Source organism: Nocardioides sp. NPDC087217, from assembly GCF_044744805.1.
Lineage (GTDB): Bacteria > Actinomycetota > Actinomycetes > Propionibacteriales > Nocardioidaceae > Nocardioides.
The window spans coordinates 238,029-257,634 of sequence record NZ_JBIUZB010000004.1 but is presented as its reverse complement, the minus strand read 5'-3'; the positions used below and the strand labels follow the sequence as shown (position 1 = coordinate 257,634).

Here is a 19,606-nt window from a genome sequence, read left to right as displayed (position 1 = left end):
CTCCCCACACAGACGTGCAGGAGCACCCCGTGTCCAAGATCTCCAAGTCCTGGCGCCGCGGTCTAGCCGCTGGCGCGGTCGCCACTCTCGTCGCTGGCCTCGTCGGGGCCTGCGGCGGCAGCGACGACACCGGCGAGCAGGCCAAGCTCGGCAAGGACGACACCCTGACCATCACGACCTTCAGCGAGTTCGGCTACGGCGACCTCATCGAGCAGTGGAACGCCGACCCTGATCGCCCCTTCAAGGTCAAGCAGACCGTCGTTGCCGAGTGGGACACCTGGAAGCAGAGCCTCACCACCGGCCTGCAGTCGGGCGAGGGTCTCACCGACATCGTCGGCATCGAGGGCGACATGATGCCCGCGCTCGTCGCCGAGGGCGCCTCCGAGCAGTTCGTCGACCTGACCGACAAGGAGCTCGACAGCCGCTGGATGGAGTCGAAGTACCTCGAGGGCCAGACCGCCGACGGCAAGCAGATCGGCTATCCGACCGACGCCGGCCCCGAGGCGTTCTGCTACCGCGCCGATCTCTTCGAGAAGGCCGGCCTCCCGAGCGACCGCGAGGCCGTGAAGGAGCTCTTCAAGGACTGGGACACCTACTTCGCCACCGGCGAGCAGTTCAAGAAGAAGATGCCGAAGACGGCCTGGTACGACTCCAGCGGCGCGATCGCCCAGGCGATGCTCAACCAGGTGGAGTACCCCTTCCAGACCAAGGACCAGAAGGTCGACGTCGACAACCCGGAGCTCCGGGAGGTCTACGACACGGTCGCCCAGTACGCCCCCACCCTCTCGACGAAGGTCGAGCAGTGGGGCGAGGACTGGACGGCCAACTTCACCAACGACGGTTTCGCCACCATCCCGTGCCCGGGCTGGATGTTCGCCAACATCAAGGACTCCGCACCCGAGGTGAAGGGCTGGGACATCGTCGACGCCTTCCCGGGCGGTGGCGGCAACTGGGGTGGTTCCTACCTCGCCGTCCCGGCGCAGTCGGAGCACCAGGAGGAGGCCAAGGAGTTCGCCAACTACCTGACCACCGCCGAGTCCCAGGTGGCCGCGTCGAAGGTGGCCGGTAACTTCCCGGCCAACCTGGAGGCGCAGACGGTCCTGGCCGACGAGAACGCCACCGACCCCTACTTCAACAACGCCCCCACGTCGCAGATCCTCGCCAGCCGCGCGGAGGCCGTGCCGGCGGGTGTCCCGTTCAAGGGTGACAAGTACTCCGACATCCTGGGCCTCTTCCAGCAGGCGATCCGACGTGTGGACGAGGGCACCGACCCCGAGAAGTCGTGGGCGACCTTCGTCGAGGGCGTCGAAGGAATGTCCTGATCCATGCCGACCACCACCTCTGCCCCGGTCGAGAACGCCACCCCGGCGCCCTCGACCGGGGCAGCACCCCGCCGCCAGGCGTGGCGTAACCGGCTCTCCCGGTGGGACTTCAAGTTCTCGCCCTACCTGTACGTCGCGCCGTTCTTCCTGGTGTTCCTGCTCATCGGGCTCTACCCGATGCTCTACACCGGCTACCTGTCCTTCTTCTCCTGGCCCGCCTACGGGTCCGAGGTCGGTCCGTGGGTCGGTTGGGACAACTACGCCCACGTCCTCGGTGACTCGGTCTTCCGCAAGGCCTTCTGGAACACCATCGGGATCTTCCTGCTCTCCTCGGTGCCACAGATCATGGTGGCGACGATCCTCGCCGCTCTGCTCGACACCCGGCTCCGGGGCCGCACCCTGTGGCGGATGAGCATCCTGCTGCCCTTCGTGGTCGCTCCTGCGGCGTCCGCGATGATCTTCGGCGCGATCTTCGCCGACGGCACGGGCCTGATCAACCAGACGCTCGACGGCTTCGGCTTCGACAAGGTGCCGTGGCACGCCGACCGGTTCGCGAGCTGGACCGCGATCGCGACCATGGTCAACTGGCGCTGGACGGGCTACAACGCTCTGATCATCCTCGCCGCCATGCAGGCGATCCCGCGGGATCTCTACGAGGCGGCCGAGATCGACGGCGCCTCCAAGGTGAAGCAGTTCTTCCACGTCACGCTGCCCTCGATCCGGCCGACGATGATCTTCGTCATCGTCACCTCGACCATCGGTGGCCTGCAGATCTTCACCGAGCCCCGGATCTTCGACACCAACCTGCGCTTCCAGGGCGGCTCCGACTTCCAGTACACGACCTTGACGATGTACGTCTTCAACACCGCCCAGACCACGACCAACCCCTATCCACGTGCGGCCGCCGCCGCCTGGGTGCTGTTCCTGATCATCGTGGGAATCGCCCTGGTCAACTTCCTGGTCACCCGGGCCGTACAACGGAGGAACCTCAGATGAGCAGACGTCCCGGATTCCTCGTTTACGGCCTGCTCACGGCGTTCCTGCTGGGCTCGGCGTTCCCGCTGTACTGGTCGTTCGTCATCGGCTCGGTCACCCGGCATCGGGCGATCCAGGCGCCTCCGCCGCTGGTCCCGGGAGGGCACTTCTTCGAGAACGCCGCCCGGGTCTTCGACCGGATCGACTTCTGGTCGGCGCTGCTCAACTCGATCATCATCTCCGGGATCTCGGCCGCCTCGGTCGTGCTCTTCTCGACCCTGGCCGGCTACTCCTTCGCCAAGCTCCGCTTCCGCGGTTCCAACGTGGGGATGATCTTCGTCGTCGCCACCCTGGCGGTCCCGACCCAGCTGGCGCTGGTGCCGATGCTCAAGCAGTTCTCCAACCTCGGTCTGACCGGCACCCACGCCGCCGTGATCCTGCCGTGGGTGGTGACCGCGTTCGGTGTCTTCTTCATGAGGCAGTACCTCGTCGACGCGATCCCCGACGAGCTCATCGACGCGGCCCGCGTCGACGGCGCGTCCATGATCCGTACGTTCTGGACCGTCGCCATCCCGGCAGCGAGACCCGCGATGGCGATCCTCGGCCTGTTCACCTTCATGCAGGTGTGGACCGACTTCATGTGGCCGCTGATCGTGCTGCAGGGCTCCGACGTACAGACCCTGCAGACCGCGCTGGACGCGCTCAAGGTCGCGCCTGGACAGGGGCATGCCGACATGGCGTTGGTCCAGGCCGGAACGATCCTCGCGACCGTGCCCCTACTTCTGTTGTTCATCGCCACCGGCCGCCACCTGGTGTCCGGCATCATGCAAGGAGCCGTCAAGGGATGAATCTCTCGACAAACCCAGCCCGCGCCGAGCGTACGTTTCCCCAGGACTTCCTCTGGGGTGCGGCGACGGCTTCCTACCAGATCGAGGGAGCCATCGACGAGGACGGACGTACACCCAGCAACTGGGACACCTTCACCAAGGTGCCGGGGGCGATCCTCAACGGCGACACCGGCGAGGTGGCCTGCGACCACTACCACCGGGTGCCCGAGGACGTCGCGCTGATGAAGCGTCTCAACCTGGCTTCGTACCGGTTCTCGACGGCGTGGCCGCGGATCCGTCCCGACGGCGGGAAGGTCAACCAGGCGGGGCTCGACTTCTACAGCCGTCTCGTCGACGAGCTGCTCGAGGCCGAGATCGCGCCGTGGATCACGCTCTACCACTGGGACCTGCCGCAGGCGCTGGAGGACCAGGGCGGCTGGACCAGCCGGGACACCGCCTACCGGTTCGTGGAGTACTCCACGACCGTCTACGACGCGCTCTCCGACCGCGTCGACAACTGGACGACGCTGAACGAGCCGTGGTGCTCGGCGTTCCTCGGCTACTCCGGTGGCCAGCACGCGCCGGGTCGCCAGGAGGGCGTGGCCGGCATCGTCGCGGCCCACCACCTCATGCTCGGGCACGGGCTCGTGATCAACGAGCTGCGCGCCCGCGGCGCGACGCCGGAGAACGGCAAGTCCCTCGGCATCACCCTCAACCCGACGGTCGTCGACCCCTACGACGCCGACCGACCCGAGGACGTCGACATGACCCGGCGGATCGACGGTCTGCACAACCGGGTGTTCTTCGACCCGCTGTTCCGGGGCAAGTACGCCGACGACCTGGCCGCGGACACCGAGGGCCTGACCTTCCAGGGCCGTCCGTGGCAGGACTGGGTGCTCGAGGGCGACCTGGAGGTCATCTCCGCGCCGCTCGACGTGCTCGGGATCAACTTCTACTTCGGCAACGCCATCGCGGCGGAGCCGTTCGAGATCGACCCCGACCAGGTGCTGGGCAGCCGGCTGGTGCACTCCGACCTGCCGCGGGGGAACCCCTACCCCGGCGCCGAGTTCGTCACCCCGCGTACGGGCCGCGCCACGACCGCCCGCGACTGGGAGATCGACCCGGTCTGGCTGACCAGGCTGCTGACCCGGCTCAGCGGTGAGTACGGCGCCCCGCCCGTCTACATCACCGAGAACGGGGCCTACTACGATGATGTGGTGGAGGATGGCGCCGTGCACGACACCGCCCGACTCGACTACATCGACACGCACCTGCGGGCGACTCTCGACGCGATGGAGCAGGGTGCGGACGTACGCGGCTACTTCGCCTGGTCCCTGCTCGACAACTTCGAGTGGAGCTACGGCTACGCGCACCGGTTCGGGATCGTGCACGTGGACTTCGAGACCCAGGTGCGTACGCCGAAGGACAGCGGCCTCTGGTTCGCCGACGTCGCCGCCAACAACCGGGTGCCGGCCCGGAAGGAATAGGCACTGTCGTGAACATGCCCACGCTCGACGAGGTCGCTCGGCTGGCTGGTGTCAGCCGGGCGACCGCGTCGCGTGCCATCAACGGCGGCTCCCGCGTTTCCGCTAAGGCCGCTGAGGCCGTGTCCGAAGCGGTCCGCACGCTCGGCTACACCCCCAACCCGGCGGCGCGGTCGCTGGTCACGCGGCGCACCGACTCGGTCGCGCTGGTCGTGCCCGAGCCCGACGAGCGGGTCTTCTCCGACCCGTTCTTCGCGCGCACGCTGCACGTCGTCACGCGGGTCCTGTCCGAGCGCGACCTGCAGGTGGTGCTGCTGATCGCGCAGGGCGGCGAGGAGGAGCGGATGCTCCGCTACCTGCGCGGACGCCACGTCGACGGGGCCATCGTCGTCTCTCACCACCGCAGCGACGCCCTTCCGGACCATCTGGCCGCCATCGGCCTGCCGAACGTCTTCATCGGCCGTCCTTGGACCAGCGAGGACTTGGTGTCCTACGTCGACAGCGACAACGTCGGCGCCGGACGGCAGGCGACCCGCGTCCTGGTCGATCGCGGCTGCCGAAGGATCGGCACCATTGCCGGACCAGCCGACATGCACGCCGGCTGGGACCGGCTGACCGGCTGGCGGGCCGAGCTCGCCGAGACCGGCCTGTCGGACGAGGCCATGGTCGAAGGCGACTTCACCGAGGACGGCGGCGCGCTCGCCTGCGGGCGCCTCCTCGATGCCCACCCCCACCTCGACGGCATCTTCGCTGCCTCGGACCTGATGGCTGCCGGTGCCCTGCGCTGCCTGGGCGAGCGCGGCCTGCGCGTGCCCGATGACATCGCCCTGATCGGCTTCGACGACCTGGGCACGGCAGCACGCACGGTTCCGCCGCTCACCACCATGACCAACCCGATCGTCGCGATGGCCACCGAGGCTTGCCGGCTCCTCCTCGCCCAGCTCGACGGCACCACCACCCTCCCGCGGCGGGTCGTCTTCGCGCCCGAGCTGGTGCGGCGTACGTCCGCCTGACCTGACACGCAGCCTCGTCCGCCTGCATATCGGAGTGCGGACGCGACCCGAGCATGCCCGCGGCAAGGCTGTTAGCGTCGTGTGGCGATGCCACATCGCAATTCGACTGGCAGCGTGCCCCGCCTGAAGTCGGCTTCCCGAGTCGACTTCCGCTCACCGGACCTCGAGGACGGTCAGCACCTGTGGCGGATGGCAACGAAATCTCGGGTACTCGACGTCAATGCCTCGTATGCCTACCTGCTGTGGGCGCGCGACTTCGCAGAGACGTCGCTCATCGCGACCGTCGATGACGATCCAGGAGGATTCGTCACCGGCTATCTCCGTCCGGACGATCCGGAGAGCCTGATGATCTGGCAGGTCGCCGTCGACGAGCAGCACCGCGGCCAGGGCCTGGCCCGCCGCATGCTCGACGAGCTCGTCGACCGCCTCACCGTCGACCAGGGCGTACGCCACCTGGAGACGACCATCACCGCGGACAACAGCGCCTCCATCGCCCTGTTCACCTCGTTCGCGAACGCACGCGGCGCCCCGATCGAGCGCACGCCGCTCTTCGAAGCCGCGATGTTCCCCGACGGGCACGACGCGGAGCTGCTGTTCCGCATCGGCCCGTTCCCACCCGCACGACCCGATCACGGAGGTGTCATACCCATGACGACGACCACCGAACCTGCCACTGCGATCTTCGACTCCCTGGAGTCACAGGTACGCAGCTACTGCCGCAGCTGGCCCGCCGTGATGACCCACTCCCAGGGCGCCACCGTCACCAGCGAGGACGGGACCGAGTACCTGGACTTCTTCGCCGGAGCCGGCGCGCTCAACTACGGGCACAACAACCCCGCTCTGCTGGAGCCGCTGCTCGACTATCTGCGCGAGGGCCGCATCCTGCACTCCCTGGACATGCACACCAGCGCGAAACGGGACTTCCTGCAAGCCTTCTCGGACCTGATCCTCGAGCCGCGCGACCTCGACTACAAGGTGATGTTCCCCGGTCCGACCGGGACCAACTCCGTCGAGGCCGCGCTCAAGCTGGCGCGCAAGGTGACCGGACGACAGCACGTGCTGTCGTTCACCAACGCGTTCCACGGGATGACGCTCGGCTCGCTCGCGGTGACCGGCAACTCGATGAAGCGCAAGGGCGCGGGCATCCCGCTGACCAACAGCTCGAAGATCCCGTACGACGACTACTTCAACGGTGCCGTCGACGACTTCATGTGGCTGGAGCGGGTGCTCCAGGACAGCGGCTCCGGCGTCGACAAGCCGGCCGCGATCATCGTGGAGTCCGTTCAGGGCGAGGGCGGCCTCAACGCCGCCCGGCTGGAGTGGCTCAAGGCGCTCTCGGACCTGTGCCGCGAGTACGACATCATCTTGATCGTCGACGACGTGCAGGCCGGCTGCGGACGTACCGGCACCTTCTTCAGCTTCGAGGAGGCCGGGTTCTCCCCCGACATCGTCTGTCTGTCGAAGTCGATCTCCGGCTTCGGCCTGCCGATGGCGCTGACCCTGATCCGGCCCGAGCTGGACCAGTTCGAGCCCGGTGAGCACAACGGCACCTTCCGCGGTCACAACCTCGCCTTCGTCACCGGCCGGGCGGCGCTGGAGACGTACTGGTCCGACGACTCCTTCCAGAAGGACGTCCAGGCGAAGGCCGCCGAGCTGCGGGACGGGCTGACGAAGGTCGCCGAGCGGTACGAGGGTGCGACCGTCCGCGGCCGCGGCCTGCTGACCGGCATCGCCTTCCCGGACGTCAGCGCGGCCGGGAAGATCGCGACGGCGGCGTACGAGCGGGGCCTGCTGGTCGAGACCTCCGGCCCCGAGGACGAGGTGCTCAAGACGATGCCGCCGCTGACCGTCACCTCCGAGGAGCTCGCCCGCGGTCTCGCCATCGTCGAGGAGGCCACCGCGTCCGTCCTCGGCGACGGCAACCCGGCCTGACCTCCCCCGACAGCTGAAACGAGAGAACATGCGCGTCACCTATCTGGAAGACCTCGACAAGACCGACCGAGACGTACGCGTCGAGTCCGAGCACGGCACCTGGCGAAGCCGCCGGATCGTGCTGGCCCGCGAGGGCGTCGGCTTCTCCTTCCACGAGACCAACATCCCCGCCGGGACGACGAACGAGTTCTGGTACGCCAACCACATCGAGTGCGTCTACTGCGTCGGCGGTGAGGGCGAGCTCCTCGACCGCGAGACCGGAGAGACGTACGAGATCCGCGACGGGATGTGCTACCTGCTCGACAAGCACGACAAGCACACCGTCACCGCCCATACCGACCTGCGTCTGATCTGCACCTTCAACCCGCCGGTCACCGGCCGGGAGGTGCACGACGAGGACGGCGTCTACCCGCTCCTCACCGAGCCCGACGCCAGCAACCCGACCGAGGAGGTACCTGCATGACCGCTGCGATCGAACACGTCGAGGACGTGTACCCCACCCGTCTCGAAGAGGGCTTCAGCACGCTCCCCCGCCTGGACGAGGTCGTCTGCGGCACCGCGGCCGACGGGCCGATGGATCAGCAGACGCTCGACTCCTACGACGAGCGCGGCTACCTGACCGTCCCCGAGCTGATCACGCGCGAGGAGGTCGCGGAGCTGCGCGCCGAGCTGCACCGGCTCAGCAACGACCCGGACACCCGGGCCGACGAGCGCACCATCATCGAACCCGCCTCGCAGGAGGTGCGCTCGATCTTCGAGGTGCACAGGACCAGCGACCTCATCGCCCGGCTGGCAGCCGACCCGCGCGTGGTCGGCCGGGCGCGGCAGGTCCTCGGCTCGGACGTCTACATCCACCAGAGCCGGATCAACTTCAAGCCCGGCTTCGGCGGCGGTGACTTCTACTGGCACTCCGACTTCGAGACCTGGCACGCCGAGGACGGCCTGCCCCGGATGCGGACCGCCAGCATCTCGATCTCGCTGACCGACAACCACTCCTTCAACGGGCCGCTGATGATCATGCCCGGCACGCACCGGACGTTCGTCTCGTGCGGTGGCGCCACTCCCGAGGACAACTACAAGTCCTCGCTGGTGATGCAGGGTGCGGGCACCCCGGACCAGGAGACCATCACGAAGATGGCGGACACCTACGGGATCGACGTGCTCGCCGGCGCCGCCGGCAGCGCAGTCATGTTCGACTGCAACTGCATGCACGGGTCCAACGGCAACATCACGCCCTACCCGCGCTCGAACGTCTTCCTGGTGTTCAACAGCGTGGAGAACACCGCGGTCGAGCCGTTCTCGGCCCCGAGGCCGCGGCCCACGTTCATCGGGGCGCGCGACTTCACTCCGGTGGGCTGACCCCTCCGCCGCCCGGCCGCCGGCCCCATCGGGGTCGGCGGCCGCTCGCGTCTGCTCGCCCGTGCTGGTGCGGCGTACGTCTGCCTGATCTTTGCCTACCCCTAGTCTGTGCGCATGACACGCACCCGCGCCTTCTCGGGCGCCACCACCGGCGCGGCACTGCTCGTGCTGCCGCTCAGTCTGTCTCTGACGGCCTGCGGCGGCTCGGACAAGGACTACGTGCAGGAGAAGACGGTCGAGCGGATCGCGACCGAGCAGCTCACCAACGCCATCGGCGTCACGCCCGAGGATCTCGACTGCCCCGGTGATCTCGAGGGCAAGGTCGGCACGGAGATGACCTGCGTCCTCACCTCCGAGGGCGAGAAGTACGACGCGATCCTCACCGTCGACGACGTCGACGGTGGCCGGGTCCACTTCCAGATCGACGTGCCGCCCAACGCCACGGAGTGAGCCCACAGAGTCCTCGGAACCGATAACCTCTTGAGACGTGTCCCCTCATGCGAGGCCCTTCTTCGAACATGTCGCGCGCGTGTGCGACGGAACGCCCTACAAGGCGACCGAGACGGCGCGCGGTTTCGACGTGGAGCTCGACCTGGCCGACGAACGCTGGCACTCCACGCTGCTGGCCGCCAAGCTGCACTGGGTCTTCACCTACCACGTCTCGATGCCGACCCGGAGCTCGTACGCGATCATCGAGGACACCCGCAGCCTCGTCTGGTTCGGCGACGTGCCGCACACGCAGAGGACCGGCGTACGCCGCATCGAGGCCGATGACGAGCAGACCGACCAGGGCGTGTGGACCGTGCACGACCCCGAGGCGGTCCCCGACCTGGACCAGTACCGTTTCGACGCCGAGGAGGGGCGCACGCTGATCACCAGCGTCGCCCGGCTCTACGCGCTGCAGCAGCGCGGCGCACGGCACGAGGGGGCGGGCTTCTCCGTCGCCGTCGGCCTGGTCGTGACGCTCTCGGTGATCGCGACCGTCATCGGCGTCGCGGTGATTCTCAACCTGCTCGGGACGTTCGGCGCGCCGTCGTAATCATTTCGTAAAGCCATCTGTGTGATGCTGGCCCGCATGGATCCGATCGGCGAGGCGAAACGGCAGTGGATCGCGCACGGCTGGGCCGATGCCGCCGACGGGATGGCGCTGGTGACCTCGCTCGTGCGCGTGCACCAGCTCGTGATGGAGCGCGTCGACGCGGCGCTGCGCCCCCACGACCTCTCCTTCGCCCGCTACGAGGTGCTCCGCCTCCTCTCCTTCACCCAGGACGGCCAGCTCCCGATGGCCAAGCTCGGCTCCCGCCTCCAGGTCCACCCCGCCTCGGTGACCAGCGCCGTCGCCCGCCTGGAGAAGCAGGGCTTCGTACGCCGCAGCCGCTCCGCCGACGACGGTCGCGTGGTCCTCGCCGCCATCTCCGACGCCGGACGCGAGGTCGTCGAGGCGGCCACCATCTCGCTCAACAGCGAGGTCTTCGAGAAACCCGGCATCGACGACGTGCACGGCCTGACCGCGCTGCTCACCCAGCTCCGCGCGGCCTCGGGGGATGCCGTCGGCTGAGACGCCGACGTCGCGTACTGGCAAGTACGCCAGGGACGACCTATGCTGGAATTACTTGGACGTCCAACTATTCCCTGGGAGCACCGCCCATGTCCGACCTCCACATCCCCCAGAACCACGTACGGATCGTGACCGCGAGCAGTCTGTTCGACGGTCACGACGCGGCGATCAACATCATGCGCCGGATCTTCCAGGCGCAGGGATGCGAGGTGATCCACCTCGGCCACAACCGCTCGGTGACCGAGATCGCCGACGCCGCCGTCCAGGAGGACGCGCACTGCGTGGCGGTCTCCTCCTACCAGGGCGGGCACGTGGAGTTCTTCGAGTATCTGGTGTGCGCCCTCAAGGAGCGCGGCGCCGGCCACGTCAAGGTCGTGGGCGGTGGCGGCGGCGTGATCGTTCCCTACGAGATCGAGCGGCTGGCCAACTCCGGCGTCAAGATCTTCTCCCCCGAGGACGGCCAGCGGCTGGGGCTCCCGGGGATGATCAACACGGTCGTACGCGACATCGACCGCGACCTGTGGCCCACCTTCCCCATCACCCCCAACGGCGTGATCGCGGGCTACGGGCTCTCCATCGGACGCGCGATCACCGGCGCCGAGCAGGGCCGGCTCCCCGAGGACTTCCTCACCCGGCTGCGCGAGGCCGACCAGGCCGTCGTGCTCGGCGTCACCGGCACCGGCGGCTCCGGCAAGTCCTCGCTCACCGACGAGCTGGTCCGGCGGCTGCGGGTCGACCAGGAGGACAAGATCCGCATCGGCGTACTCGCCATCGACCCGACCCGGCGGCGCGGCGGCGGTGCGCTGCTGGGCGACCGGATCCGGATGAACTCGCTCGCCGCCATCACCGATGGTGGCTCGACGACGTACTATCGCTCCCTCGCCACGCGCGGCGGTCACGAGGTGCCCGAGCACTTCGGCGACGTGCTCACCGTGATGAAGGCCGCCGTCGACCTCGTCATCGTCGAGACCCCCGGCATCGGCCAGGGCGACACCGGGATCAGCGACTTCGTCGACGTCTCGCTCTATGTGATGACGCCCGAGTTCGGCGCCGCGTCGCAGCTGGAGAAGATCGACATGCTCGACTTCGCCGACGTCGTGGCGATCAACAAGTTCGAGCGGCGCGGGGCCGAGGACGCACTGCGCGACGTGTCCCGCCAGCTCGTCCGCAACCGGGAGGCGTTCACCTCCTCCCCCGACGACATGCCCGTCTTCGGCACCTCGGCCGCCGCCTTCGACGACGACGGCGTCACCGCGCTCTACCAGCACCTGCGCGGGCTCCTCGCCGAGGCCGGGCTCGCCATCAGCGAGGGCGTCCTTCCCCAGGTCTCGACCCGCCACTCGACGGGCCTCCACCCGATCATCCCCGAGAAGCGGGTCCGCTACCTCGCCGACATCGCGGGCGACGTACGCGACTACCACGCCCGCACCGTCGAGCTCGTCGCCGCGGCGCGGAAGGAGCAGGCCTACGAGATCGTGGCCGCGGACCACCCCGAGCTCGAGGCTCCAGCCAGCGAGATCCCGGACGACCTGCGCAAGCAGCTCTCCTCCTGGCAGGAGACCAGGGAGACGTACGCGGCTGACGAGAGCGGCCGCACGTCGCTCGCCGGCAACTACATCCCGCGAGTGTCGACCCCGCGCTACACCGACCGCGGCGAGCTGACCCGGTTCCTGCGCAACGAGAACCTGCCCGGGTTCTTCCCGTTCACCGCGGGCGTCTTCCCCTACAAGCGAGCCAACGAGGATCCTGCGCGGATGTTCGCCGGTGAGGGCGACCCGTTCCGCACCAACCGCCGCTTCAAGCTGCTCTCCGAGGGCCAGCCCGCGACCCGGCTCTCGACCGCGTTCGACTCGGTCACCCTCTACGGCCGTGACCCCGACGTACGCCCCGACATCTACGGCAAGGTCGGCACCTCCGGCGTCTCGGTGGCGACGCTGGACGACATGAAGGCGCTCTACGACGGCTTCGACCTGCTGGCCCCGACGACCTCGGTGTCGATGACGATCAACGGTCCGGCGCCGACGATCCTGGCGTTCTTCCTCAACACCGTGATCGACCAGGCGCGCGAGCGCGGTATCGACCCGGCGAAGGCGCTGCAGACGGTCCGCGGCACGGTCCAGGCCGACATCCTCAAGGAGGACCAGGGACAGAACACCTGCCTGTTCTCCACGGAGTTCTCGCTGCGCTGCATGGCCGACATCCAGGAGTGGTTCATCGAGAACGGGGTGCGCAACTTCTACTCGGTGAGCATCTCCGGCTATCACATCGCCGAGGCCGGGGCGAACCCCATCTCCCAGCTCGCCTTCACCCTCGCCAACGGCTTCACCTATGTGGAGTCCTACCTGGCCCGCGGCATGGACATCGACGACTTCGCGCCCAACCTGTCCTTCTTCTTCTCCAACGGGATGGACCCGGAGTACTCCGTCATCGGCCGCGTCGCCCGACGGATCTGGGCGATCGCGATGCGGGAGCGCTACGGCGCCTCGGAGCGCTCGCAGAAGCTGAAGTACCACATCCAGACCTCGGGCCGGTCCCTGCACGCGCAGGAGATGGACTTCAACGACATCCGCACCACGCTGCAGGCGCTCATCGCGATCTACGACAACGCCCAGTCGCTGCACACCAACGCCTTCGACGAGGCCGTGACCACCCCGTCTGAGGAGTCGGTGCGGCGCGCCCTGGCGATCCAGCTGATCATCAACCGCGAGTGGGGCCTGGCGTTCAACGAGAACCCGCTCCAGGGCTCCTTCATCATCGACGAGCTCACCGACCTCGTCGAGGAGGCCGTGCTGAAGGAGTTCGACCGGATCTCCGAGCGCGGCGGCGTGCTCGGCGCGATGGAGACCGGCTACCAGCGCGGCAAGATCCAGGACGAGTCGATGCTCTACGAGCACCGCAAGCACGACGGCACGCTGCCGATCGTCGGCGTCAACACGTTCGTACGCGACACCAACGGTGCCCCCGCCGGCCCCGTCGAGCTCGCCCGTGCGACCGAGACCGAGAAGAAGTCCCAGCTCGACCGCGTCCACGCCTTCCAGGCCGCCCACTCCCGTGAGGCGGAAGAGGCGATCGTACGTCTCAAGCAGGCCGCCACCTCCGACGAGAACGTCTTCGCCGCGCTCATGGACGCGGCCCGGGTCTGCTCGCTCGGCCAGGTCACCGAGGCGTTCTTCGAGGTCGGCGGGCAGTATCGGCGCAACGTGTGAGGGGGTGGCTGTTCACCGAGGTAACTCGGTGAACAGCCACATCCCTCGTGGAGTTCCACGAAGGAAGCGAGCGTTGAGTGAGTTACCTCGGTGAGCATTCGGGCCGACCCGACGACCTGGGCACCGCGTACGACGGCCCGCGTCCGGCGACCCGGGTGGTCTCGCTGGTCCCGTCGCTGACCGAGGCGCTCGTCTCGATCGCGGCGGACCGGGTCGTCGGGGCGACTGACTGGTGCACGCATCCGGCAGACCTCGACGTGCCGCGCGTGCGCGGCACCAAGAACCCCGATCTGGCCGCGGTCGCGGCGCTGGAGCCCGACGTGGTGGTGGCCAACAAGGAGGAGAACCGGGAGCTGGACGTACGCCGGCTGCGGGAGCGGGGCGTCCGGGTCTGGGTCACGGACATCGAGACGGTCCCCCAGGCGATCGCGTCCATGGAGAACCTCCTCGACGGCCTCGGCTGGGACCGTCCGGGCTGGCTCGCGGAGGCTCGCCGGCTCTGGTGCGGGCCGCTCCCCCGGGTCACTCGCCGGGTCGTGGTGCCGATCTGGCGGGATCCCTGGATGGTGGTCGGCTCACGGACGTTCACCGGCGACCTGCTGCGGCGGCTGGGCTGGGAGAACGTCTTCGGCGAGCACGCGGACCGCTATCCGCACGCCGAGCTGGCCGAGATCGACGGCGCCGGGGCCGACGCCGTACTGCTGCCCGACGAGCCGTACGTCTTCACCGCCGAGGACGGCCCGGAGGCGTTCTCGCAGACGCCGACCGAGCTGGTCAGCGGCCGGCTGATCACCTGGTACGGACCGAGTCTGGTCGAGGCACATCGTTGGGCAGCCGGCTGATCGCCGGCACCTGAGCCACGCCGTTCACGACGACCGAGAAGACCAGCAGAGCGAGCGCCCATCCCGGCTGGCCCGCGTCCAGGAGCGCCAGCGAGGCGAGCCCGAAGACGATCACCTTGGCCACCGGCCGGATCACGGGACCACCGCGAGGCGCTTTCGGCGAGGCGAACGACCACCAGACGAACATGGCCGCCAGCGGCAGCAGCCAGACCAGCAGCCACCGCGGCTCGTGCTGCCAGCCCCATACGCCGAAGGCGGCCATCGCGAGCAGCTCGTCGACGAACACCAGGGTCAGCACGAACCAGCCGAAGACCGGCACGATCGATCGCATGCTGCTCCTCATCCGGCCGTGAGAACGGCGAGGTCACGTACGGCATAGCGGTGGTGCTCGGCCTCTTCGGCGAGCACGACCTTGAGGCAGCGGCGCACGGTGTAGTCGGCGGCGGGGTCGTTGCCGATCGGCTTGCGGGTGCAGAGCCGGTCGAGGTCGGCATCGGTGAGACCGGCCACGTAGGTGCGCATCGTGGCCATCCGGGCAAGGCGGGGCGCCAGGATCTCCTCCAGCGACGGGTCGGCGTCGACGGTGATTCCTGGAACTCCGTCCGGATCGCCGCCGGGGCCGAAACCGAGCGGATGGTAGGGCTCGTCCTCCTCGAGGACCGGGTTGCCGAGCCACTTGTCGCTCGCGTAGAGCAGATGACGCTGGGTCTCGATGAACGACCACTCGTCGTCGACCCGCCGACGATGCAGCTCCTCCGGCAGCGCCCGGACCCGCTCGAACGTCGCCGCCCAGGTCGCCTCGATCGCCGCCCAGGCCGCACGGATCTCAGCCGCCGTCTGCGCCTCGCGGGCCAGCGCCCGGTTGGGCTCGACACGATCGAGCTCGGCCTCGACGTACGCCGTCACGTCGATGTCGTTGACCACGACCCGCCCGAAGTCGCCGCCGAGATAGACGTCGCGGCCGTAGCAGTCGACGATCTTCACTCGCTCCTCGAACCAGCAGTCCCGGATCTCCAGACCGCTGACATCGCTCTGCCGGATCAGCGCGTCTCGGAACTGGTCGGTCTCGACGTACGTCTTCTGCTCGGAAGGCATGGGTCATCGTCCGTCAACCTCGTCCGCAGGTCAACGGCTTTGCCAGGGCTCTCCGCGTAGCGGCTGCTCGTTCTGGGCGCGGCGCTCGTTGTCGCGGAGCCGAGGCTCGTAGTGGGCGAAGAAGACCTTGCCGACGAGGTCGCGGCGGCTGTGGACACCGGTCTTGTCGAAGATGCTCTTCAGGTGCTGCTGGACGGTGTGGGCCGAGAGCACGAGGTCGGCGGCGATCTGCGCGGTCGAGCTGCCTTGCAGGACGAGCCTGGTGACCTCCTTCTCGCGTTCGGTCAACCCGTAGGCGGACATCAACAACGGGTACAGCCGGCCAGGATTGGCCGGCTCGATGATGATCGCGATGCGCGGGTCACCGGTCGAGGTCAGGCGAGCGCCGTGCAGGACGACCCAGATGCCGGTTCGTGACAGAACGCGGAACACGGCGATCTCGCCGCGGTCAGGATTCTCGGCCATGCCCAGCACCCGGCCGGCGAGGGTGAGCACCGAGGACGGCAGGCGACCGGCGTCCCAGTCACCGTCGGGCAGCTCGGACAACCAACGCTCGACGCCCGGTGTGGCGGAGTCGACGTTCCAGCTGCGGTCGAGGATGAGCAGGCCCGGCGAGTCGGCGAATTCTGGCTCGCGGGCCTGCCCCACCAGCAGTGCCGCACGGGCGCCTTCGGCGAGCGCCGGTGCAACCGACATGACGAAGGCCTTCTCGAGCTCGGTGAACATCGCGTCCCGTGGTTCGCGGTAGAGACCCAGAGCTCCCCAGACCTCACCAGAGCGGGTGCGGAGCCTGGCGATGAGCTCCTGGTCCCCTCCCATGGCCATGTTCCGGTGCCACCGCGGGCTGGACGATGGATCGCCGCCGGTCGCCTCGTGCAGGGTCGAGATACCCGAGGTCGAGCGGGCCACATCGGTGAGCTGATGGACGTCGTCGGCGTAGTACTCGGCAGCGAGCCACTCGCCGGGAAACTCGGCAAGACCGAGGTGGAAGTGACTGGTCATCAACAGCGAGCTGGGATCCAAGGTGTAGAAGCACGGTGTCCAGAAGTGTGGGACGACCCGTTGGAGGACTTCGGTGGTCTCGTTCCAGAGCGACACGAGATCGCGCGGCTCGGCACAGAGCCGGGTGATCTTCTCCGCGCCCCGCCGCATCGTGTCGGCGCTCATCCACCCACCGTAGGCTCAACCGAGCGGCCCCGGAATGCCAGATTGGTGGTATATCGCGCCGTCCGCCGTCTTCCTAGCATCGTCGCAGGACGAGTGCGAGGAGCGCGCGATGACACAGACGAGGACACGGACGTCGACGACGGTGCGGCTGGCGCCACCGCCACCGGCCCTGATGCGGATGGTCAATCCCCTGGTCAGGCGGGTCCTGACCGATCCTCGGCTGGGCCCACGCATCGCCCTCAAGGCGCTGCTGGAGTTCACCGGCCGACGCAGCGGCAGGACGTTGCGGGTGCCGGTGTGCCTGCACACGATCAACGGCATCCCGACGGTTTTCACCGAGCGGCCATGGCGGTTCAACTTCACCGACCCCGCACCGGTGACCGTCACTCAGCAGGGCCGCGTACGGCACGGCCGAGCCGTCCTCCTGCAGACCACACCGTTGCAGGTCGGCACCGCTCTGCGCGCAGCACTGGACAACGGTGCGTCGCCGTTCGAGCTCGGGCTGAAGGTCAGCGGCGCCCAGGAGCCGACGATCGCGGACCTGTCCACCATCGAGCGCAGCATGATCCGCATCGACTTCGACGACGAGGCGTGACGTCGACGTGGACCTCGACGCGGCCTAGCGGAAGGCGGGCTTCTCCTTGGCCAGGAACGCGCGTACGCCCTCCTTGAAGTCGGCGCCCGTGTAGACCTCGCGCAGCAGATCCTCATCGCCCTCCGGCGAGGCCTCCGACCGGGCGGCGTACGCGGCGAGCTGCCTCTTGGTGGCCCGGACCGTGACGCCGGAGAGCGGCAGGATGCCCTCGACCAGCGCGTCGACCTCGTCGGCCAGCGAGTCGGTGACGGCGGTCAGCGCGCCGGTGGCATAGGCGCGGTCCGCACCGACCAGGCGTGCCGCGAGCAGCATCTCCCGCACGACAGGTTCGCCGAAGACGGCGGCCGCGCGGTAGACGATGGAGGCCGCGAGCGCGTTGCCGAGCGTCTTCGCGATCGGGTAGCCGAAGCGCGAGTGCGGCGTCGCGACCCGCAGGTCGCAGTGGGTCGCGACCGCGAGCCCGCCGCCGACACAGACGCCGTCGACCGCCGCGATGGTGACCTGCGGGAGCGCGAACAGCTTCTCGAGCAGCGCGCGGATCCAGTCCTCGTAGTCGACCGCGTCGCGGGAGAGGAAGTCGGAGATCTCGTTGCCGGCGGCGAACGCCCGCCCGCCGGTGCCGGTCAGCACCAGCACCTTCACCGACTCGTCGGTGGCCAGCTCGTCGCACAGGCCGTGCAGCGCGCCGTACATCTCCGCGGTGAAGGCGTTGTGCTTCTGCGGCCGGTTGAAGGTCACCTGTACGACGCCCGGGCGCCGCTCCACTACCAAGTCCTCGCTCACGAGAACCGAGCGTAGGGCACCCCGCGGGGTGCCCTACGCAGGTGCTCATCAGACGTGCGGCTTCACCTGGTCGGTGTAGATCTTCTCCAGCGCCGTCTTCAGGCTGTCCATCTCGGTCTGGACGTCCTTGTTCTCGGTGAGGATCGAGGCCATGTGGTTGGCCATCTCCAAGTCGCCACCGGGCAGGAAGACACGGGCGTAGTCCTGCGAGCGGGTGTTGGGGAGCTGGTCGATCGCGACCTGCGCCTGCGGGGTCTTCTTCAGGATCGCGGCGGGGTCGGCGGACTTGCGGATCGGCACGTAGCCGGTCGCCTCCGAGAACCTGATCGCCTGCTCGGGCTCGGTGAGGAACTTGATGAAGGTGCCGGCCGCGAGCTGCCGCTCCGGGCTGATGTCCTTCGGGATGCCGACGCCCGAGCCGCCAGTCGGGCAGATGCGCTCGGCCTCCGCCGGCCCGGCCGGCAGCGGCGCGACGCCGACGTCGAACTTCGCCGAGGTGATCGCGTTGATCAGGTCACCGGTCGAGCCCACGGTGGCACTCGCGACGCCAGCCGCGAAGTCCTGGATCTGGTCGACCCCGGCGACCCCGGCGACCTTGTCCTTGTAGACCCAGTCCTTGAGGAAGGAGAGCGCCTCGACCGAGCTGGCCGAGTTGCAGGTGATGTCGAACGACTCCTCCTTCGACCAGCCGCCGCCCCAGCCCCACAGGTTGTTCTGCAGGGTCCAGCCGGCGTAGCCCGCCAGGGCGGGGAACTGGAAGGCGAACTTCGCGCCGCTGGTCGCGGCGAGCTCGGTCTTCCACTCGCCGAACTCCTCCCAGGTCTGCGGGCCCTGATCGGACAGCCCGGCCTTCTTCCAGTGGTCCTTGTTGTAGTAGAAGAGCGGCGTCGAGCGCGCCCACGGGACCGCCCAGTGGGCGTCGTCGTAGAGGTAGTCGCCCAGCAGCGAGTCGACGTAGTCGTCGGTGTCGAACTCGAGCGCCTCGAAGAGCGAGTCGAGCGGGATGATCTGGTCGTTCATCTTGTAGCGGAACCACCACACGTCCGACAGATTGATGATGTCGGGCAGGTCGCCGCCGGTCTGCGCGGTCTGGAACTTCTGCGCGATCTCCTCGTAGTCGGCCCCGGCCGTGACGAGCTTGACGGTGATGTCGGACTGGGAGGCGTTGAAGGCGTTGACGATCTCGGTGCTGACCTTGATCGAGTCACCCGGGTTGGAGGTCCAGAAGGTGACTTCCTTGGCCGGCTTCACCCCGCTGAAGTCGATCTGCTCGACCTTGCTGGCGCCGCCGCCTCCCCCGCTGGTCGAGGGGCCACCACCGCAGGCGGAGAGCGCCGCCGCGGAGATGCCCAGGGCGCTGAGGCCGAGGAACCGTCGTCGGTCCAGGATCAGACCCGAGCGATGCAGGTTGGACGAGGTGTTCATGGTGCATCCCTTCCCTGTTGTGG

Annotated in this window: 19 protein-coding genes; 14 read left to right on the top strand and 5 right to left on the bottom strand. The window is 68.4% G+C overall.

The genetic code is table 11. The annotated features are described in order from the left end of the window. The first annotated feature begins 29 nt into the window (after window positions 1-29). From ACIO3S_RS19345 to ACIO3S_RS19285, 13 genes are all read left to right on the top strand, one after another. The gene (locus ACIO3S_RS19345) at window positions 30-1,322 is read left to right on the top strand and encodes an ABC transporter substrate-binding protein (RefSeq protein ID WP_400467058.1); all 1,293 of its coding nucleotides are present in this window, start codon (window positions 30-32) and stop codon (window positions 1,320-1,322) included. 3 nt (window positions 1,323-1,325) lie between these two features. Next, on the top strand, window positions 1,326-2,318 hold the full coding sequence (locus ACIO3S_RS19340; protein WP_355020901.1) for a sugar ABC transporter permease: 993 nt from the start codon (window positions 1,326-1,328) through the stop codon (window positions 2,316-2,318). Next, window positions 2,315-3,145 carry a carbohydrate ABC transporter permease gene (locus tag ACIO3S_RS19335; RefSeq protein WP_400467054.1) on the top strand — a complete coding sequence of 277 codons (831 nt, stop codon included), beginning with the start codon at window positions 2,315-2,317 and terminating at the stop codon, window positions 3,143-3,145. The genes ACIO3S_RS19340 and ACIO3S_RS19335 overlap by 4 nt, the downstream gene beginning before the upstream one ends. Beyond that, window positions 3,142-4,611 carry a glycoside hydrolase family 1 protein gene (locus tag ACIO3S_RS19330; RefSeq protein ID WP_400467051.1) on the top strand — a complete coding sequence of 490 codons (1,470 nt, stop codon included), beginning with the start codon at window positions 3,142-3,144 and terminating at the stop codon, window positions 4,609-4,611. Before ACIO3S_RS19335 ends, ACIO3S_RS19330 begins: the two co-directional genes overlap by 4 nt. Window positions 4,612-4,625: 14 nt before the next feature. Then, a complete protein-coding gene (locus ACIO3S_RS19325) occupies window positions 4,626-5,621 on the top strand; it encodes a LacI family DNA-binding transcriptional regulator (RefSeq protein WP_400467048.1) in 996 nt (331 codons plus the stop codon). A gap of 114 nt (window positions 5,622-5,735) precedes the next feature. Further along, a complete protein-coding gene (ectB, locus tag ACIO3S_RS19320) occupies window positions 5,736-7,553 on the top strand; it encodes a diaminobutyrate--2-oxoglutarate transaminase (protein WP_400467045.1) in 1,818 nt (605 codons plus the stop codon). A 28-nt stretch (window positions 7,554-7,581) separates the two neighbouring features. Continuing rightward, window positions 7,582-8,016, top strand: a complete 435-nt coding sequence (locus ACIO3S_RS19315) for an ectoine synthase (protein WP_400467042.1) — start codon at window positions 7,582-7,584, stop codon at window positions 8,014-8,016. Next, a complete protein-coding gene (gene thpD, locus ACIO3S_RS19310; protein ID WP_400467040.1) occupies window positions 8,013-8,912 on the top strand; it encodes an ectoine hydroxylase in 900 nt (299 codons plus the stop codon). Before ACIO3S_RS19315 ends, thpD begins: the two co-directional genes overlap by 4 nt. Before the next feature lie 114 nt (window positions 8,913-9,026). Continuing rightward, the gene (locus tag ACIO3S_RS19305; protein WP_400467037.1) at window positions 9,027-9,362 is read left to right on the top strand and encodes a DUF4333 domain-containing protein; all 336 of its coding nucleotides are present in this window, start codon (window positions 9,027-9,029) and stop codon (window positions 9,360-9,362) included. A 79-nt stretch (window positions 9,363-9,441) separates the two neighbouring features. Then, window positions 9,442-9,951 (top strand): hypothetical protein, encoded by a 510-nt coding sequence (locus ACIO3S_RS19300; RefSeq protein WP_400467035.1) that lies wholly within the window; start codon window positions 9,442-9,444, stop codon window positions 9,949-9,951. Window positions 9,952-9,987: 36 nt separating this feature from the next. Continuing rightward, the gene (locus ACIO3S_RS19295; RefSeq protein WP_201451218.1) at window positions 9,988-10,470 is read left to right on the top strand and encodes a MarR family transcriptional regulator; all 483 of its coding nucleotides are present in this window, start codon (window positions 9,988-9,990) and stop codon (window positions 10,468-10,470) included. An 89-nt stretch (window positions 10,471-10,559) separates the two neighbouring features. Continuing rightward, window positions 10,560-13,676, top strand: a complete 3,117-nt coding sequence (gene icmF / locus ACIO3S_RS19290; protein ID WP_400467031.1) for a fused isobutyryl-CoA mutase/GTPase IcmF — start codon at window positions 10,560-10,562, stop codon at window positions 13,674-13,676. A gap of 77 nt (window positions 13,677-13,753) precedes the next feature. Continuing rightward, window positions 13,754-14,518 carry a helical backbone metal receptor gene (locus ACIO3S_RS19285; RefSeq protein WP_400467028.1) on the top strand — a complete coding sequence of 255 codons (765 nt, stop codon included), beginning with the start codon at window positions 13,754-13,756 and terminating at the stop codon, window positions 14,516-14,518. On the opposite strand, the gene ACIO3S_RS19280 is transcribed toward ACIO3S_RS19285, so the two are convergent. Genes ACIO3S_RS19280 through ACIO3S_RS19270 form a run of 3 tightly spaced genes read right to left on the bottom strand, consistent with a single transcriptional unit; the run spans window position 14,466 to window position 16,780 of the window. Then, window positions 14,466-14,849 carry a YrdB family protein gene (locus ACIO3S_RS19280; protein WP_400467025.1) on the bottom strand — a complete coding sequence of 128 codons (384 nt, stop codon included), beginning with the start codon at window positions 14,847-14,849 and terminating at the stop codon, window positions 14,466-14,468. The two genes, ACIO3S_RS19285 and ACIO3S_RS19280, sit on opposite strands and share 53 nt — an antisense overlap. 8 nt (window positions 14,850-14,857) lie before the next feature. Beyond that, a complete protein-coding gene (locus ACIO3S_RS19275) occupies window positions 14,858-15,613 on the bottom strand; it encodes a DinB family protein (protein WP_400467023.1) in 756 nt (251 codons plus the stop codon). Between the two features lie 30 nt (window positions 15,614-15,643). Continuing rightward, entirely contained in the window at window positions 15,644-16,780 is a 1,137-nt protein-coding gene (locus ACIO3S_RS19270) for a LuxR C-terminal-related transcriptional regulator (RefSeq protein WP_400467020.1), read from the bottom strand. 109 nt (window positions 16,781-16,889) lie between these two features. Here ACIO3S_RS19270 and ACIO3S_RS19265 point away from each other — a divergent pair, with 109 nt between their 5' ends. Continuing rightward, window positions 16,890-17,375: a hypothetical protein gene (locus ACIO3S_RS19265; RefSeq protein ID WP_400467017.1), complete on the top strand. Its 486-nt coding sequence runs from the start codon at window positions 16,890-16,892 to the stop codon at window positions 17,373-17,375. A 24-nt stretch (window positions 17,376-17,399) separates the two neighbouring features. Here ACIO3S_RS19265 and ACIO3S_RS19260 read toward each other — a convergent pair whose 3' ends face one another. After that, window positions 17,400-18,158, bottom strand: coding sequence for an enoyl-CoA hydratase-related protein (locus tag ACIO3S_RS19260; RefSeq protein WP_400467015.1), 759 nt, complete (start codon window positions 18,156-18,158; stop codon window positions 17,400-17,402). 48 nt (window positions 18,159-18,206) lie between these two features. Further along, entirely contained in the window at window positions 18,207-19,583 is a 1,377-nt protein-coding gene (locus ACIO3S_RS19255) for an ABC transporter substrate-binding protein (protein ID WP_400467012.1), read from the bottom strand. Window positions 19,584-19,606: the final 23 nt, after the last annotated feature.

What these genes read in the sequence shown, in the direction of transcription:
- ACIO3S_RS19335 (WP_400467054.1), top strand. Translation starts at nt 2,315, where the DNA reads ATGAGCAGACGTCCCGGATTCCTCGTTTACGGCCTGCTCACGGCGTTC.
- ACIO3S_RS19280 (WP_400467025.1), bottom strand. Translation starts at nt 14,849, where the DNA reads ATGCGATCGATCGTGCCGGTCTTCGGCTGGTTCGTGCTGACCCTGGTG.
- ACIO3S_RS19275 (WP_400467023.1), bottom strand. Translation starts at nt 15,613, where the DNA reads ATGCCTTCCGAGCAGAAGACGTACGTCGAGACCGACCAGTTCCGAGAC.
- ACIO3S_RS19315 (WP_400467042.1), top strand. Translation starts at nt 7,582, where the DNA reads ATGCGCGTCACCTATCTGGAAGACCTCGACAAGACCGACCGAGACGTA.
- ACIO3S_RS19295 (WP_201451218.1), top strand. Translation starts at nt 9,988, where the DNA reads ATGGATCCGATCGGCGAGGCGAAACGGCAGTGGATCGCGCACGGCTGG.
- ACIO3S_RS19305 (WP_400467037.1), top strand. Translation starts at nt 9,027, where the DNA reads ATGACACGCACCCGCGCCTTCTCGGGCGCCACCACCGGCGCGGCACTG.
- ACIO3S_RS19255 (WP_400467012.1), bottom strand. Translation starts at nt 19,583, where the DNA reads ATGAACACCTCGTCCAACCTGCATCGCTCGGGTCTGATCCTGGACCGA.
- ACIO3S_RS19340 (WP_355020901.1), top strand. Translation starts at nt 1,326, where the DNA reads ATGCCGACCACCACCTCTGCCCCGGTCGAGAACGCCACCCCGGCGCCC.
- thpD (WP_400467040.1), top strand. Translation starts at nt 8,013, where the DNA reads ATGACCGCTGCGATCGAACACGTCGAGGACGTGTACCCCACCCGTCTC.
- ACIO3S_RS19270 (WP_400467020.1), bottom strand. Translation starts at nt 16,780, where the DNA reads ATGAGCGCCGACACGATGCGGCGGGGCGCGGAGAAGATCACCCGGCTC.
- ACIO3S_RS19325 (WP_400467048.1), top strand. Translation starts at nt 4,626, where the DNA reads ATGCCCACGCTCGACGAGGTCGCTCGGCTGGCTGGTGTCAGCCGGGCG.
- ACIO3S_RS19265 (WP_400467017.1), top strand. Translation starts at nt 16,890, where the DNA reads ATGACACAGACGAGGACACGGACGTCGACGACGGTGCGGCTGGCGCCA.
- icmF (WP_400467031.1), top strand. Translation starts at nt 10,560, where the DNA reads ATGTCCGACCTCCACATCCCCCAGAACCACGTACGGATCGTGACCGCG.
- ACIO3S_RS19330 (WP_400467051.1), top strand. Translation starts at nt 3,142, where the DNA reads ATGAATCTCTCGACAAACCCAGCCCGCGCCGAGCGTACGTTTCCCCAG.